Source organism: Microbacterium sp. ZW T6_19, from assembly GCF_044987465.1.
Lineage (GTDB): Bacteria > Actinomycetota > Actinomycetes > Actinomycetales > Microbacteriaceae > Microbacterium > Microbacterium natoriense_A.
In genome coordinates, this window is sequence record NZ_JBJDRH010000008.1 from 117896 (window position 1) to 131627 (window position 13732).

General features: G+C 70.2%; 17 protein-coding genes. 3 read left to right on the forward strand and 14 right to left on the reverse strand.

All coding sequences use genetic code 11. The features are described from left to right. Positions 1-3 precede the first annotated feature (3 nt). From ACI3KT_RS13575 to ACI3KT_RS13590, 4 genes are read right to left on the reverse strand one after another with little or no spacing between them, the layout of a single operon-like run. Positions 4-636, reverse strand: coding sequence for a LysE family translocator (locus ACI3KT_RS13575; protein ID WP_404904808.1), 633 nt, complete (start codon positions 634-636; stop codon positions 4-6). Between the two features lie 46 nt (positions 637-682). Continuing rightward, complete coding sequence (locus ACI3KT_RS13580) at positions 683-1144, reverse strand: hypothetical protein (protein ID WP_292904885.1); 462 nt, start codon at positions 1142-1144, stop codon at positions 683-685. Between the two features lie 13 nt (positions 1145-1157). Beyond that, positions 1158-1763 carry a hypothetical protein gene (locus ACI3KT_RS13585; protein ID WP_307292521.1) on the reverse strand — a complete coding sequence of 202 codons (606 nt, stop codon included), beginning with the start codon at positions 1761-1763 and terminating at the stop codon, positions 1158-1160. 41 nt (positions 1764-1804) lie between these two features. Continuing rightward, complete coding sequence (locus ACI3KT_RS13590; protein ID WP_292904889.1) at positions 1805-1966, reverse strand: hypothetical protein; 162 nt, start codon at positions 1964-1966, stop codon at positions 1805-1807. Between the two features lie 113 nt (positions 1967-2079). Between ACI3KT_RS13590 and ACI3KT_RS13595 the strand changes: the two genes are divergently transcribed. Beyond that, complete coding sequence (locus ACI3KT_RS13595; protein ID WP_404904811.1) at positions 2080-3051, forward strand: GlxA family transcriptional regulator; 972 nt, start codon at positions 2080-2082, stop codon at positions 3049-3051. A gap of 15 nt (positions 3052-3066) precedes the next feature. On the opposite strand, the gene ACI3KT_RS13600 is transcribed toward ACI3KT_RS13595, so the two are convergent. The 7 genes from ACI3KT_RS13600 to ACI3KT_RS13630 all read right to left on the reverse strand — a co-directional run bounded on the left by ACI3KT_RS13600 (position 3067) and on the right by ACI3KT_RS13630 (position 8832). Further along, positions 3067-3216 (reverse strand): hypothetical protein, encoded by a 150-nt coding sequence (locus ACI3KT_RS13600; RefSeq protein WP_404904813.1) that lies wholly within the window; start codon positions 3214-3216, stop codon positions 3067-3069. A gap of 151 nt (positions 3217-3367) precedes the next feature. Continuing rightward, positions 3368-5587: a chitosanase gene (locus ACI3KT_RS13605; protein ID WP_404904815.1), complete on the reverse strand. Its 2220-nt coding sequence runs from the start codon at positions 5585-5587 to the stop codon at positions 3368-3370. An 85-nt stretch (positions 5588-5672) separates the two neighbouring features. Next, on the reverse strand, positions 5673-6383 hold the full coding sequence (locus ACI3KT_RS13610) for an NRDE family protein (protein WP_404904816.1): 711 nt from the start codon (positions 6381-6383) through the stop codon (positions 5673-5675). Then, positions 6383-6850 (reverse strand): molybdenum cofactor biosynthesis protein B, encoded by a 468-nt coding sequence (locus tag ACI3KT_RS13615; protein WP_404904818.1) that lies wholly within the window; start codon positions 6848-6850, stop codon positions 6383-6385. The genes ACI3KT_RS13610 and ACI3KT_RS13615 overlap by 1 nt, the downstream gene beginning before the upstream one ends. Next, positions 6847-7317 carry a cyclic pyranopterin monophosphate synthase MoaC gene (gene moaC / locus ACI3KT_RS13620; protein WP_292904901.1) on the reverse strand — a complete coding sequence of 157 codons (471 nt, stop codon included), beginning with the start codon at positions 7315-7317 and terminating at the stop codon, positions 6847-6849. The genes ACI3KT_RS13615 and moaC overlap by 4 nt, the downstream gene beginning before the upstream one ends. Then, a complete protein-coding gene (gene glp, locus ACI3KT_RS13625) occupies positions 7310-8578 on the reverse strand; it encodes a gephyrin-like molybdotransferase Glp (RefSeq protein ID WP_404904820.1) in 1269 nt (422 codons plus the stop codon). Before glp ends, moaC begins: the two co-directional genes overlap by 8 nt. A 5-nt stretch (positions 8579-8583) precedes the next feature. Then, a complete protein-coding gene (locus tag ACI3KT_RS13630; RefSeq protein WP_292904904.1) occupies positions 8584-8832 on the reverse strand; it encodes a MoaD/ThiS family protein in 249 nt (82 codons plus the stop codon). A gap of 160 nt (positions 8833-8992) precedes the next feature. Between ACI3KT_RS13630 and ACI3KT_RS13635 the strand changes: the two genes are divergently transcribed. Both ACI3KT_RS13635 and ACI3KT_RS13640 read left to right on the forward strand, forming a co-directional pair. Beyond that, entirely contained in the window at positions 8993-10201 is a 1209-nt protein-coding gene (locus ACI3KT_RS13635) for a ThiF family adenylyltransferase (RefSeq protein ID WP_404904822.1), read from the forward strand. Next, the gene (locus ACI3KT_RS13640) at positions 10198-10605 is read left to right on the forward strand and encodes a molybdenum cofactor biosynthesis protein MoaE (protein WP_404904825.1); all 408 of its coding nucleotides are present in this window, start codon (positions 10198-10200) and stop codon (positions 10603-10605) included. Before ACI3KT_RS13635 ends, ACI3KT_RS13640 begins: the two co-directional genes overlap by 4 nt. 17 nt (positions 10606-10622) lie before the next feature. Here ACI3KT_RS13640 and moaA read toward each other — a convergent pair whose 3' ends face one another. The 3 genes from moaA to ACI3KT_RS13655 form a co-directional block, all read right to left on the reverse strand. Further along, positions 10623-11717, reverse strand: coding sequence for a GTP 3',8-cyclase MoaA (gene moaA / locus ACI3KT_RS13645; RefSeq protein ID WP_292904910.1), 1095 nt, complete (start codon positions 11715-11717; stop codon positions 10623-10625). A 45-nt stretch (positions 11718-11762) separates the two neighbouring features. Continuing rightward, positions 11763-12818: a sulfate/molybdate ABC transporter ATP-binding protein gene (locus tag ACI3KT_RS13650; RefSeq protein WP_404904827.1), complete on the reverse strand. Its 1056-nt coding sequence runs from the start codon at positions 12816-12818 to the stop codon at positions 11763-11765. Positions 12819-12939: 121 nt separating this feature from the next. Further along, positions 12940-13719 (reverse strand): ABC transporter permease, encoded by a 780-nt coding sequence (locus ACI3KT_RS13655; protein WP_404904829.1) that lies wholly within the window; start codon positions 13717-13719, stop codon positions 12940-12942. Positions 13720-13732: the final 13 nt, after the last annotated feature.

Sequence of the window (13732 nt, forward strand, 5' to 3'; positions counted from 1 at the left end):
TCGTCAGCTCTTCGCGCCGGTGAGCGCCAGCGTGCCTCCGAGTCCGATCATCATCACTCCACCAGTGCCCGACAGCGTCGACATCCGCCGGGGCGAGCGTGCGAACCAGGTGCGGGCCGTGCCTGCGGCGAGCACCCACACGCTGTCGCAGACCAACGCGATCGTCTGGAAGACCAGCCCGAGCAGCAGCAGCTGCGCCCAGACCGGGCCGCCGGATGCAGAGACGAACTGGGGCAGCACGGCGACGAAGAACGCGATGGTCTTCGGGTTCGTGGCGCCCACGATGAAGCCCTGACGCAGGAGCCGCCAGGCGGAAGCCGGCTCGCGGGCGACGTCCGCGCGATGGTCGTGACGGTGGCGGATCGCCTGGACGCCGAGCCACACGAGGTAGGCGGCGCCGACGATCTTGATGATCGTGAACGCGACGACGGAGGACGCCACGATGGCGCCGACGCCGAATGCGACGGCCACGACGGCGGGGACGGTGCCGAGGGCGTTGCCCACGACGCTCAGCGCTCCGGCGCGACGGCCGAGTGACAGCGAACGACCGATGACGAAGAGCACGCTCGGCCCGGGAATCACGATGATCACGATCGACGTGACCACGAACGCCAGAAGGCTGTCGAGGGGAGTCATGAGCCGACCCTACATCGAGGCCGGGCGCGCCGGCCCTCGGCGACGATCAGAACAGGTAGTACAGCAGCGAGGCCATCCAGGTGATGACCCGGCCGACGACGACAGAGCCGGCGATGCCGAGGGCGATGGCCGCGAGCAGGTGCGGAGCAGGACGGCGCAGGGCCAGGATGCTGAGCACGCCGGCGGCGATGCCGCCGATCAGCACCAGGATGCCGATCACGGTGCCCAGGGAATCGGCGACGTCGTAGTTGCCGCTCGAATACAGGAACGGCGTGATCACCGAGAACAGGATGCCGATGGCGCCTGTCACGACTGCGACGAGGAACGCGGTGCGTCCGAGCGGATTGCCGGGGGCGGCGGGGGCGCCGTACTGAGGGCCGCCCTGCGGCGGAGCACCGTACTGCGGGGCTCCCTGAGAGGGCATGCCGTACTGCGGGGTTCCCTGAGGAGAGCCGTAGGGCGACGCGGGAGGATACGGCTGGGCGGAGGGCTGCTGCGGTTCGCTCATGATGGCTCCGGTCTCAGACGAAGGCGTAGAACAGGGACGAGATCCACGAGATCACGGTGCCCGCGATCTCGCTCGCGGCAATGCCGATCGCGATGCCGGCCAGGACGGGCGACCCCGGACGACGGATGGCCATCAGGCCGAGGATCAGCGCGACGGTCGAGCCGACCAGCACCAGGAAGCCCGTGACGCCGGAGATGATTCCGTAGCTGAACCCGGACGAGTACGAGAAGGCCCCGTACAGCAGCGGGTACAGGAACGAGCCGAGCACGCCGACGGCGAACGCGATCAGAGCGATGATGAGCGCGGTGCGTCCCAGCGCCTTGCCCGAGGCGGCGGGGCGCGCCGGGTAGCCGGTGCCGGGGTAGCCGGGAACGGGGTAGTCGCCTCCCGGCTGCTGCTGTCCGAAATGCTGCGGTGCCGCGCCCGGGTGGCCCTGCGGGGCGCCGTCGAGAGCGGGCGACTGCGGTTGTGCGTACGGCTGCTGCTGGTAGGGCTGGGCCGGCTGCTGGTAGGGCTGCTGCGGCGAATAGGGCTGAGCGGTCGGGGGCTGGGGGGCCGCCTGCGGGGTCGGGCTCGGCTGACCGTACGGCGGAACGGGTGGATGCTGGGGCTCGCTCATGCAGTCGAGCGTAGCCCCCGCATCCACTCTTGGGCAGTCATTCAGAGGGATCGCTGGATGACCTCGGGCTGGGCCGCGGTTTCCCGGCCGCCGACGCGGGCCCAGTCGGTGGGCACGGCACGGTAACCGTCGCGGCGCACCTCCACGACAGTGGCGATGAGAGCCCAGATGAGGAGCGCGATGAGTGCGATGAGGAGTACCATGGCAGAAACGCTACGTTCAATGCAGAACCGCCACGAGTGGCAGAAGTGACACTGGACGTAGGAAAACCGCCATGATTTCGACAGGCTCAGCAACCCAGAGGGAGTGATTGACGATGAAGACAGTGGCCTGCGTGATCCAGGCGGGGTTCGCCCCGTTCGAGTTCGGTGTCGCCTGTGAGGCCTTCGGGCTCGATCGTTCCGACGACGGCGTCCCGAACTTCGACTTCCGCGTCGTCGCTCCGCGCGCCGGCGTCGTGAACTCGAAGATGGGCTTCTCGGTCAACGTCGAGAACGACCTCTCCTTCGCCTACGAGGCCGATCTCGTGATCTTCTGCCCGGTGCCGCGCGAGTACTGGGGCATGATCGACCCCGCTCTGCTCGATCTGGCCCGAGATGCCGTCGCACGGGAGGCATGGGTGATCAGCGTGTGCAGCGGCTCGTTCATCCTGGGTGCCGCGGGCGTGCTCGACGGGCGTCGTGCCACCACGCACTGGATGTACTCGCAGCATCTGGCCGCGATGTATCCCGAGATCGAGGTCGACGCCGACGTGCTGTTCGTGCAGGACGGTCGCATCATCACGAGCGCCGGCACCGCCGCGGGCATCGACGCGTGCCTGCACCTGCTGCGACAGGAGATCGGCGCCGAGCTCACGAACCGCGTCGCGCGGCGCATGGTCGTACCGCCGCAACGAGATGGCGGGCAGGCGCAGTTCATCGACCGGCCGATCCCGCACGTGGCATCCGATTCGCTCTCCGCCGTGGCCGAGTGGGCCGTGCAGAACCTGCGCGAAGACATCGGCGTCGACGAGATGGCGGCTCGTGCACTGATGTCGTCGCGCACCTTCGCACGCCGGTTCAAGGCCGACTACGGCGTGACGCCCGCGGCGTGGTTCGCCCGCCAGCGCATTCTGCACGCGCAGCGGATGCTGGAGCGCACCGACCTGCCGCTCGATCACATCGCCGACGAGTGCGGCTTCGGGTCGGCGGCCGTGCTGCGTCAGAACTTCTCTCGCGTGCTGGGGATGACCCCGACCGCCTACCGCACGCGGTTCTCGTGCCTGAGCGATGCGGAGTCGGCGGCGTGACTCGAGCCGCCTGACTCAGGCGGCTTTCGGGAACAGGATGCGGAGGGCTCGAAGGTAGCTGTTCGTGCGCTCGGCCCCTGCGGGGACGTAGAAGTCCGGATCGATGTTGACGATCGGCTGCTCGTGGTCGTCGTGATTCATCGGCGTCTGGTCGTTGCGTGCCATGTCGGTCACCTCTCCATCGAGCTGTCGCTTCCGTTATCCGGAAGTATTCTTCTGGTTTACGGAAAGGGTATCGGGAGAGCGAGGGGCCGGTCAAGGGCATCCTGCACGTGCGCCCCGGTCGCGGACGACCGGGGCGCACTATGGCTGACGCTCAGCTGCAGCTCATCGACCCCGCACGCAGAGCGTGGTCCGAGGTGTCGGAATCGTCCGCCCAGATCGCGTACCGCGCACCGCCGACGCACGCCGGCGCGAGCGCGAAGCCTTCGTTGTTGATGTTCGGCATCGCCGCCGGGCGGTCGTACTCCGCCGCCACGGCGAAGGCGCCGGAGGTGACCTTCAGAGCGTTCACCGCGCCGTCGCAGCTGTCGTCGCACACGCTCCACAACGTGCGGGTGCTCGGCTGGTACTCGAGCTCCATCACGGTGTCGAAGCCCGAGGCGAAGCTCGCCACCCGAGTGAACCCGCCGCTGAGGTTCAGTGCATAGGCGTACACCTTTCCGTCAGCCTCGAGCCCGACGAAGAACAGGCCGTCGCCGTGGTTCGCGTATGACGCGGGAGAGTACGCCGAGCCGGTGTGCTGGTCGACGAACCCGCTGGCGACGAGGTCGGCATCCGGGATCCACGCGATCGACTCGAGGCCGTCGTTGGCGCCGACCGACGGCAGGTCGGATGTGAGGTTCCACTCCTTCAGCGCCGTCAATGAGCCTGAAGACGCGCCCGGGCGGTACTGCAGGATCGATGGGCGGCTCGTGCTCTTGCTCGAGCCGTTGCGCTCCGAGGCGACGAACAGGTCGGATCCGACCGCGACGACGCCCTCGGCATCCGGAGCGCCGGAGCCGTTCGTGTAGCGCAGCGTCCGCCCGCCGGACCATCCGGACGCCTCTGCCCAGTTCGATCCGCTGCGGACGAGGCGGTGCAGCGTGCCCGAGCCGTTGTTCACGGCCCACAGGGCAGATCCGTCGGCCGAGAACGACAGCCCGCTGAGGTCCGTGCCGAAGGTGTCCGCGCCATCGGCGACGGTGATCTGCGATGACCCCGGCCAGGTCGGCCCGGTCGGCGCCGTGGGCGTCGGTGTAGGCGTGGGCGTCGGCGTGGAGGTGGGAGTGGTGCCTCCGCCGGTCACCGTGTAGACCTCGGCTTCGTAGAGGGAGTAGCCGTAGGCGGTGCCGCGGGCGGTGCCGTAGATGCGGAGGTAGCGGCCGGTGCCGGTGAGGTTGGTGAACTCGTCGGTGCCGCCGTTGCCTGCGGCTTCGGTGGCGAGGGTGGTCCAGGTGGTGCCGTCGTTCGAGGTCTCGATGCGGTATTTGGAGGCGTATGCGGCTTCCCATTTCAGGACGACTTTGTTCACGGTGGAGCCGGTGCCGAGGTCGATGCGCACCCACTGCGGGTCCACGCCCTCCACGCTCGCCCACCGGGTGGTCGCGTTCCCGTCGACCGCCTTCGCGGCTTCGAAGCCCGTGCCCTCGACCGTCGACGCCGTGACCGGCTTGTTCTTCGAGATCAACGTCGCCGTGCCCGGGGTCGTTGTCGGTGTGGGCGTGGGTGTGGTGCCGCTGACCGGCCAGTGCGGTGTCGGGGCGGTGGGGATGGAGTACGGATCGCCGTACACCGACCAGTTCAACGGAGTGTCGAGGTCGAGGTTGCCGGCGTCGAGCCAGACCCGCTGTGCGTTCTCGATGCGGCTGACGTCTTCGTGCGCCTCCTCCTTCTGCATCTCGATGACGCGAGCGTCGAGGAAGGCGTTGAGATAGGTCGTCTGGCTCCCACCTGACGCCGGGGTCGTCGCGGACTTCTTCGCTTCGGAGCGCACATCCTGCAAGCCGGAGAAGCCGTGCACCACGGCCGCGTCGTAGTAGGCGAACTGCCCGAGCGCACCGAGCCCATCGGCGATCGCGAGATCGACCGCGGGATCGAAGTACTGCACGGTGACCTCGTCGCGCTGCGCCTGCTGGAACGCGGGTACCGCGCCCTCGGCCCTCCAATCGGCCATGTACGCCTCGCCGAGTGGCGCCGTCTCGTCGGTGCCGTCGACCTGCTCGAGTTCGTCGATCCACTTCGCGAGGCGGTTGGCCGGGTGCTTCTTCGTGTAGTTCTGCACGAGCACGAGCATGTCGTGGGTGCCCGAGGTGAAGCCCACGATCCCACCCGTCAGACCCCGGCCGTCGGGGTATGGCTCGATGTAGCTGTACTGGTCGTACCAGTTCAGCGAGGAGTTCTCGGCCGAGGTGATGATCTCCTGCGCGATCTCGCGCTTGATGGGATCTCGCAGAGTGACGGGAGACGCCGCTTGAGCCGAGGTGGCGACGAGGCCGGCGAGCGGTATCAGGGCGGCGGCGGCCAGCAGGGCCAGCAGGGGTCGGCGTTGACGCATGGTTCCTCCGGTGGATGGACGACGAATCTTTAGGAAAGATTCTTTACGAAGGAACGTACCCGAGGAGCGCGATCAGAGCAATGGGTCACGCATCGGGTGCCGACCAATGGGCGGGCGTCGGCAAGGCGTGGTAGTCGACGTCGATGCCCGTCGCAGAGACGTCGGCGGTGCAGTACAGCAGCGATTGGGTCGGGTAGCCATGCGGCCTGTTGTCGCGGATGATGGCCCTGTCGTCCTCGGGCGGGAGAGCGGCGGATGCTGCCAGCATCCGCACCCAGTCCGCTCTCCAGTCCGTGCTCGCGGAGGTCGGCCCGAGCGCGCGGAACTCCGGCAGCCACGACGCGATGCGCGGCGTGCCTGCGTCGTCGAGATCGTCGTGCGCGATCATGTGCGTGCCTGGTTCGATCGGCGTCTCGCGCAGCGAGGCGCCGTCCCAGCTGAGCACGCGCGAGCCCTCGGGGCGCACCTCGAGCAGGTTGAATCCGTGCATCCGCTCGGGGGCTGCGGGGGAGCGGCCCATGACCGATTCGAGGGCGAGCGAGCCGCGCGACAGCGCCAGGTCCGCGGGCAGATCGAGCACATCGGCGCGGTTCAGCAGAACAGCGAGGCGACCTTCGGCGGGGTTCGCGGCCAGCCAGGCGCCACCGGCTCGGCGGTCGCGGATGCCGATCACCCCGGGATGCCGATCCGGCCACCACGCGCCGAGCTCGTCCCATTCGCGCTGCGGGTCTTCATCGCGCACGGCCAGCAGGCGGACGGATGCCGCGTCGGCCGCATCGATCACGACCGTGCACATCAGTGGTCCCCGCCACCGAGCTGGTCGAGCAGATGCTCGAGCACACCGTCGAGCACGGCGAGCCCGTCGCGCACACCGCCTGTGGATCCGGGGAGATTCATCACGACGCATCCGCCGGCCACTCCCGCGACCGCCCGGCTGAGGACGGCGGTCGGCGTCACCGTCGCACCTCGGCGGCGGACCTCTTCGACGATCCCTGGCAGCTCGATGTCGAGCAGAGCCCTGGTCGCCTCCGGCGTGCGGTCGTCGGCCGAGACACCGGTGCCGCCTGTCGTGAGCAGGACGGACGGATGCTGCGCGAGCAGTGCCGACAGAGCATCGCCGACACCGGCATCAGCCACCACATCGATCTGCACTGCGAACCCGCGATCGCGCAGCCACTCGACGATGACCGGACCGGTGCGGTCCTCGTACACGCCGTGCGCGGCCCTGGTCGAGACCACGAGCACGCACGCTGTGCGGGTCACGGCCGTGACCAGTCGCCGCTCTTGCCGCCCGATTTCGCGAGCACGAGCACGTCGGTGATCACTGCGTGCTTGTCGACGGCCTTGATCATGTCGTACAGCGTCAAGGCCGCCACAGTCGCGCCGGTCAAGGCCTCCATCTCGACCCCGGTGACGCCGTTCGTGACGGCCGTCGCGACGATGCGCACGCGGTCGCCCTGCGGCTCGAGGTCGACGGCGAGCTTGGTCAACGGCAGCGGATGGCACAGCGGGATCAGCGTCGACGTCTGCTTGGCGCCCATGATGCCCGCCAGCCGTGCGGTGCCCAGCGCCTCGCCCTTGGGCAGTGAGCCGTCGGCGATCATCGCCACGACCTCGGGCGTCGTCACCAGCACGGCCTGCGCTGATGCCTCGCGGCGGGTCACCTGCTTCTCGGTGACGTCGACCATGTGCGCCGACCCGTCGGCACGCAGATGCGAGAGCTCACTCATCGATCCTCCAGACTTCGACTTCTGCACCGGCGGGAAGCGCGGCGATACCGGCGGGCACGTGCACGAGCACCGTCGACCGAGCGTAGTCATGCAGCAGATGCGACCCCGGTGCGCCCACCGAGACGCTTCCGTCGTCGCGCAGCATCCCGCGGCGGATCTGATGCTTGCCCTGCGGCGACTCGATCGCGTGGGCGAGCGGCAGCCAGCGCACTTCACGCCGATCGCGCAGGCCGGCGGCCCGGCGCAGCGGTGGACGCAGGAACATCTCGAACGACAGCAGGGCTGAGACCGGATTGCCGGGGAAGGCGACGACGGGCAGCGGAGCGACTTCGTCCCGGCGCAGCATCCCCGCTCCCTGAGGCCCACCGGGCTGCATCGCGACGTGCCCGAACGACACCCCTCTGGGCGCGAGCGCGTCGCGGACCACCTCGAATGCGCCCGCGCTCACCCCTCCGGTCGTGATCAGCAGGTCCGCCTCAGGGTGCGCTGCGATGACGGCGAGCAGAGCCTCGGCGTCGTCCGGAGCTGCGGCGCAGGCGACCTCGGCGCCGGTGTCGATGAGAGATGCGGCGAGCGATGCCGTGTTCGCATCGTGGATCTGCCCCGATCCGAGCGTCTCGCCGGGGGCGCGCAGCTCGTGACCGGTGGAGACCAGCAGCACCCGCAGCCGCGGACGCACGCGTGCGGTGGTGAGGCCCACCGCCGCGAGCGTGGCCAGCTGGGCGGGTCCGAGGCGGGTGCCGGCGGTGAGCAGCAGCTGACCTGCGGTGACGTCGCTGCCGGCTTCGCGGATGAAGGTTCCCGGTGCCACCGGCGTCGAGAACGCGACACCCGCGCTCGGGTCGCCCCCCGCCGCTCCGATACCGAGAAAGCGCGGCGGGTCGGCGGCCTCGATCTGCACGACGGCATCCGCGCCGGCGGGGATCGCGGCGCCCGTCATGACCGGGGTCGCGGTACCGGGCTCGTGGGCGTCGGCCGCGTCTCCGGCTGCGCGGACTCTGCCGATCGGCAGCTGCACGGGGCGCGATCCCGTCGCTGCGGCGATGTCTGCGGAGCGTACCGCGTAGCCGTCCATCTGGGAGTTCGCGAAGGGCGGCACCGGGAGGGGGCTGCGGACGTCGGCGGCCAGCACACGCCCGTGGGCGGGGCCGGCGGGCGTGAGCGGCACCATCTCGGCGCGGGACGGGTCGGCGACCGCGGCGAGGGCGGGTGCGAGCAGCGCGGCGACGGTCGCGGCGTGTTCTTCGACGGTGGTGGACATCGCGGTCATCCGCCCGCGAACGGGGGCAGGATGTCGATGTGCTCGCCGGCGGGGAGAGTCAGGTCGCGGCGCACGACGCCGTCGACGAGGAACGACCCGCTCTTGAGGACCCGCGCCATGGGCTCTCCGTATCGGCTCGTCAGCGCATCTCGCAGGGCCTCGAGCGTGTGCTCCGCCCCGAGTTCGAGCTCTTCCGCCTCGCGTCCTGCGGCGTCGGCGGCCGCGGCGAAGTACCTCAGCATCACGATCGCCATGCCGCTCATCCTATGACGGGCGACGGAGACCGGATGCTCGGTGTGTGGTCGGATCCGCATCCGGGAGCGGCGTGTGCGGTGCGATTCTGGCCACGGCAGAGAACCGAAGGGAGCAGCGGACAGCGGAGACCGGACGGATGCTGCGCCGTAGACTTTCCGCATGACTCCGCCCGCCGACCCAGAGCGCGTCCGCACGGGGCTCGTCGAACCGGGGCCGACGCTGGATTCCGATCGCATCGCCCGATACAGCAGGCAGCTCATGCTGCCGGGTTTCGGCGAGTCTGCGCAGCGGCGACTGGCGGCGGCGCGCGTGCTCGTGATCGGAGCCGGCGGCCTCGGCAGCGCTCTCGTCCCCGTGCTCGCGGGCTCGGGTGTCGGCACGATCGGCATCGCCGACGACGACGTCGTCGAGCTCTCGAACCTGCACCGCCAGCTCAGCCACGGAACGGCCGATGTCGGTCGGGCCAAGGTCGATTCGCTCGCTGAGACGGTGACGGCGATCGACCCCGCGATCGCCGTCGTCCCCCATCGCGAGCGCGTCAGCGCCGAGAATCTGCCGCGGCTGCTCGCCGACTACGATCTGCTCGTCGACGGCAGCGACAACTTCGCCACGCGCTACCTCGCGAACGACGCCGCAGAGCTCGCCGGCAAGCCTCTCGTGTGGGGATCGATCCTCCGGTTCCACGGCCAGGTCGGCATCGCCTGGAAGGGACGCGGACCGACCTTCCGCGACCTCTTCCCCGCTCCGCCCCCCGCTGACGAGGCGCTCTCCTGCGAGCTCGGTGGCGTGCTGCCGAGCCTGTGCACGGCGATCGGCTCGCTCATGGCGACCGAGGTCATCAAGGTGGTCGCCGGAATCGGCGAGCCTCTGCTCGGACGCGTCCTCTTCTACGATGCGCTCACCGCCCGCACCCGAGAGATCGCCTACGCCGTCGACGAGACGCGCGCGGAGCTCACCGGCCTCGATGACTACGAGCGCCTGTGCGGCACGGCCGCAGATCCCGGCCTGTCGATCTCGGCGGCCGAGCTGCTGAGGCGGCGAAGGGCGGGGGAGCGGATGCTGCTGCTCGACGTCCGCGAGGCGGAGGAGGCTGCCGGGCGGCGCATCCACGGCTCGGAGCTTCTGCCGGTCGGACGGATCGACGCGGGCGAGAACGTCGACACGACGCTCCCCGTCGTCGTGTACTGCGAGCAGGACCCCCGCTCGCGCCGAGCCGCCACGGCACTGCGCGGACAGGGCCTCGACGCGGTCTACGTCGTGGGCGGCATTCGCTCCTTCGTCGCGGTCGGCGGCGACGTCGAGTCAGGTCGCGACGACGGAGCGGATGCCGACACCGCTGCCCCGCACGGAGAAGGAGTGCCCGCATGACGTTCGCGCTGATCACCGACGAGCCGATCGACGAGGCAGCCGTCCGGGCCGCCGTGGGCGGCGACGCCGACGGCGCGGTGGTGATGTTCTGCGGAGTCGTGCGCGATCACGACGGCGGTCGCGCGGTCGAGTCGCTGGACTACCGGGCACACCCCGACGCCGAGCGGTTCCTCAGCGAGATCGTCGAGCGCATCGCGGCCGAGACGGGGCGGCGGGTCGCGGCGGCCCATCGCGTCGGCGATCTGCGCATCGGCGACGTGGCGCTGTTCGCCGCAGCATCCGCCGGCCACCGCGCCGAGGCCTTCGAGGCCTGCGAGCTCCTCGTCGAGGAGATCAAGCGCGGTGTGCCCATCTGGAAACGCCAGCACTACGACGACGGCGTCTCGGAGTGGGTCGGGCTGTAGGGCGGTCGATTCCAGCCTCAGCCGCCGATGTAGCTCATCTCGATGCGGGGCCGCGCCGCGCGCAGCTCGGGCGTGAGCTCGGAGCGGATCTCGGAGTACCGGTCGTCGCGCGCTCCCCAGATGCCGGCCATCGCCTGCGACAGCTCGGCATCCGACACGCCTCCGCGCAGCAGGGCGCGCAGGTCGTGCCCCTCGGTTGCGAAGAGGCACGTGAAGAGCTTGCCCTCGGTCGAGATGCGCGCGCGATTGCAGGTGCCGCAGAACGTGTTCGTGACCGAGGAGATGACCCCGATCTCACCCGAGCCGTCGACGTACTGCCAGCGCTTGGCCGTCTCTCCGGTCGCGCGAGCGCCCACGGGCTCGAGCGGGAACAGGGCGCCGACGCGTTCGACGATCTCGGCGGCGGGCACCACTTCGTCCAGCTCCCAGCCGTTCGAGGTGCCCACGTCCATGTACTCGATGAACCGCAGCGTGTACGGGGTGTCCTTGAAACGGGCCGCCATGGGCTCGATCTCGTGGTCGTTGAGCCCTCGTTTGACGACCATGTTGATCTTGATGGGACCGATGCCGACCTCGTGCGCAGCCTCGATGCCCTCCAGCACGCGCGACACGGGGAAACGCACGTCGTTCATACGCTGGAACAGCTCGTCGTCGAGCGTGTCGACCGACACCGTGAGCCGATCGAGTCCCGCATCCTTCAGGGCCTGCGCCTTGAGCGTGAGGGCAGAGCCGTTGGTCGTCAGGGCGATCTCGACCTTGCGGCCCTCGGGCGTCCGCAGCGCCGCCAGTCGCGAGATGAGCTCCTCGATCCCGCGACGCAACAGCGGCTCGCCGCCGGTCAGCCGCAGCTTGCGCACACCGTGCGCGACGGCGATGCGCGAGATCCGCTCGATCTCCTCGAAGCTCAGCAGCTCGTCGCGATCGAGGAACGCGTAGTCCCGGCCGAACACCGAGCGCGGCATGCAGTACACGCAGCGGAAGTTGCAGCGGTCAGTCACCGAGATGCGGAGGTCGCGCAGCGGGCGCTCACGCGCGTCGATGAGACCGACGGAGGGCAGACGAAGCGCGCCGGCAGCCTGCGCGCCGGTTCCGCGAGACGTCGAGATCGTCATCGTCCACCCTTTCGAGTGGCAACGGTAGCACCGCCGACCGGGATGTCAGCCTTCGCGTCGCACCGAGACGTCGGCGGGATCTACGCGGAAGGCGACAGTCGCACCGGGACGGATGCCGAGTGCCGCAGCAGCACCCGACGGACAGTCGACGGCGAGCTGCGGATGCTCCGCGGTGAACACGCGGATGCCGCCCGCCACGGCTTCCATGATCGACACCGTGCCGCGCCAGGAGTTCTCGGACACGGGGTCGCCGTCGGGCAGGACGCGCACGGATGCCGGGGAGAACACCGCCGATCCCGCCTCACCGTCGACGAGGACGTCGCCGTGTCCGCGGAGTCGGAGTCGGAGTCCGCCATCCGCCATCAGGGCGCCGGCAGCGTCGCCCGTGCCCGTGACGAGATTCACCCCGGTGATCGCCGCCGCGAACCGAGACCGCGGATGACCGAGAACGTCGGCCGTCACGCCCTGCTGCACGATGCGCCCCTCGTCGACGACGACGGTGCGAGCAGCGAGCATCACGGCGTCGAGCGGATCGTGTGTGACCAGCACGATCGGGATCGCGAGGTGCTCACGCAGCTGCGCCACGAGGCGCCGTGCCTGCGTGCCGGTCTCGGCGTCGAGCGAGGCGAACGGCTCGTCGAGGAGAAGCGCGAGCGGTTGGGCCGCGAGAGCCCTCGCGAGAGCCACGCGCTGCTGCTGACCGCCTGAGAGCTCGGCCGGTCGATGGCGCGAGACGTCGCTCAGCCCGACCTCGTCGAGGTGAGCGAGGGCGCGCCGCCGCGCCTCGGCGGGGGGAAGTCCTTGCGCGCGAGGGCCGAAGGCCACGTTCTCGAGAGCCGAGAGGTGCGGGAACAGCATCGCGCGCTGGCCGAGCAGGCCGATCCGCCGCCGCTCGGGCGGCATGGCAGCGGCGATGGGAGCGCCGTTCAGCGAGATCGCGCCCGAGGCGTGCGGCCGATGCCCGGCGATGGCCGCGAGCAGCGTCGACTTGCCCGCGCCATTGGGGCCGAGCACGGCCAGGACCTCACCAGGGGCCACGGTGAACGCCGCCTCGACCCGGAACGCCCCGGCGCGGGCGGTGATGTCGATGTCGAGGCTCATCGCACGGTGCCCGAGGCCCGCGGGCGGCCGCGGGCCGCACCAGGTGCGTGATGTGGTCGGGTGCAGGGGCGTCGGGCGGCATCAGCGCGCACATCGCGCGGTCGGGATCGAGTATCGAGGCTCATCGCACGGCATCCGCTCGCCAGCCGCGCATCAGCAGCAGCACGGCCACCGCCACGACGATCAGCAGCAGCGACAGCGCAATCGCGGTGTCCTCCCGCACGCCTGCACCGTTGAATGCGGTGTAGATCGCGAGCGGCATGGTCCGCGTGACACCGGGCGCGTTCCCTGCGAACAGCGCCGTCGCGCCGAACTCGCCCATCGCCCGCGCGAAGCACAGCACCGCGCCGGCGACGAGTCCGGGGGCGGCGAGGGGCAGCGTGACGCGGCGGAACACCGTGAGGGGGCGCGCGCCCAGACTCGCCGCGACCGACTCATGGCCCGTGCCGACCGCGCGCAGCGCGCCCTCGACCGAGATCACCAGGAAGGGCAACGCCACGAACACCTGAGCGATCACGACAGCCGCGGTCGTGAACGGGATGCGGATGCCGAGCACTCCGAGAGCCCCGCCGAGCAGTCCGTTCCGGCCCAGGAGCGACAGCAGGGCGATGCCGCCGACGAGTGGCGGCAGCACGAGGGGCAGCGTGGTGAGGGTGCGCAGCACCGCCGCGAGTGGCCCAGTGCTCCGTGCGATCACGAGGGCGAGCGGAACGCCGAGCAGCACGCACACCACCGTCGCGAGGGCGGCGGTGGACAGCGAGAGGCCCAGCGCCTGCAACGCCTCGGGCGAGGAGACGGCTGCGGGCACAGCGGCCCAGTCCAGCCGGATCAGGAGCGCGGCGAACGGCAGAGTCAGCACCAGAGCGCCGAGCCCGGCGGGGATCCAGAGCCAGACCGGCATCCGTCGCGCCGCC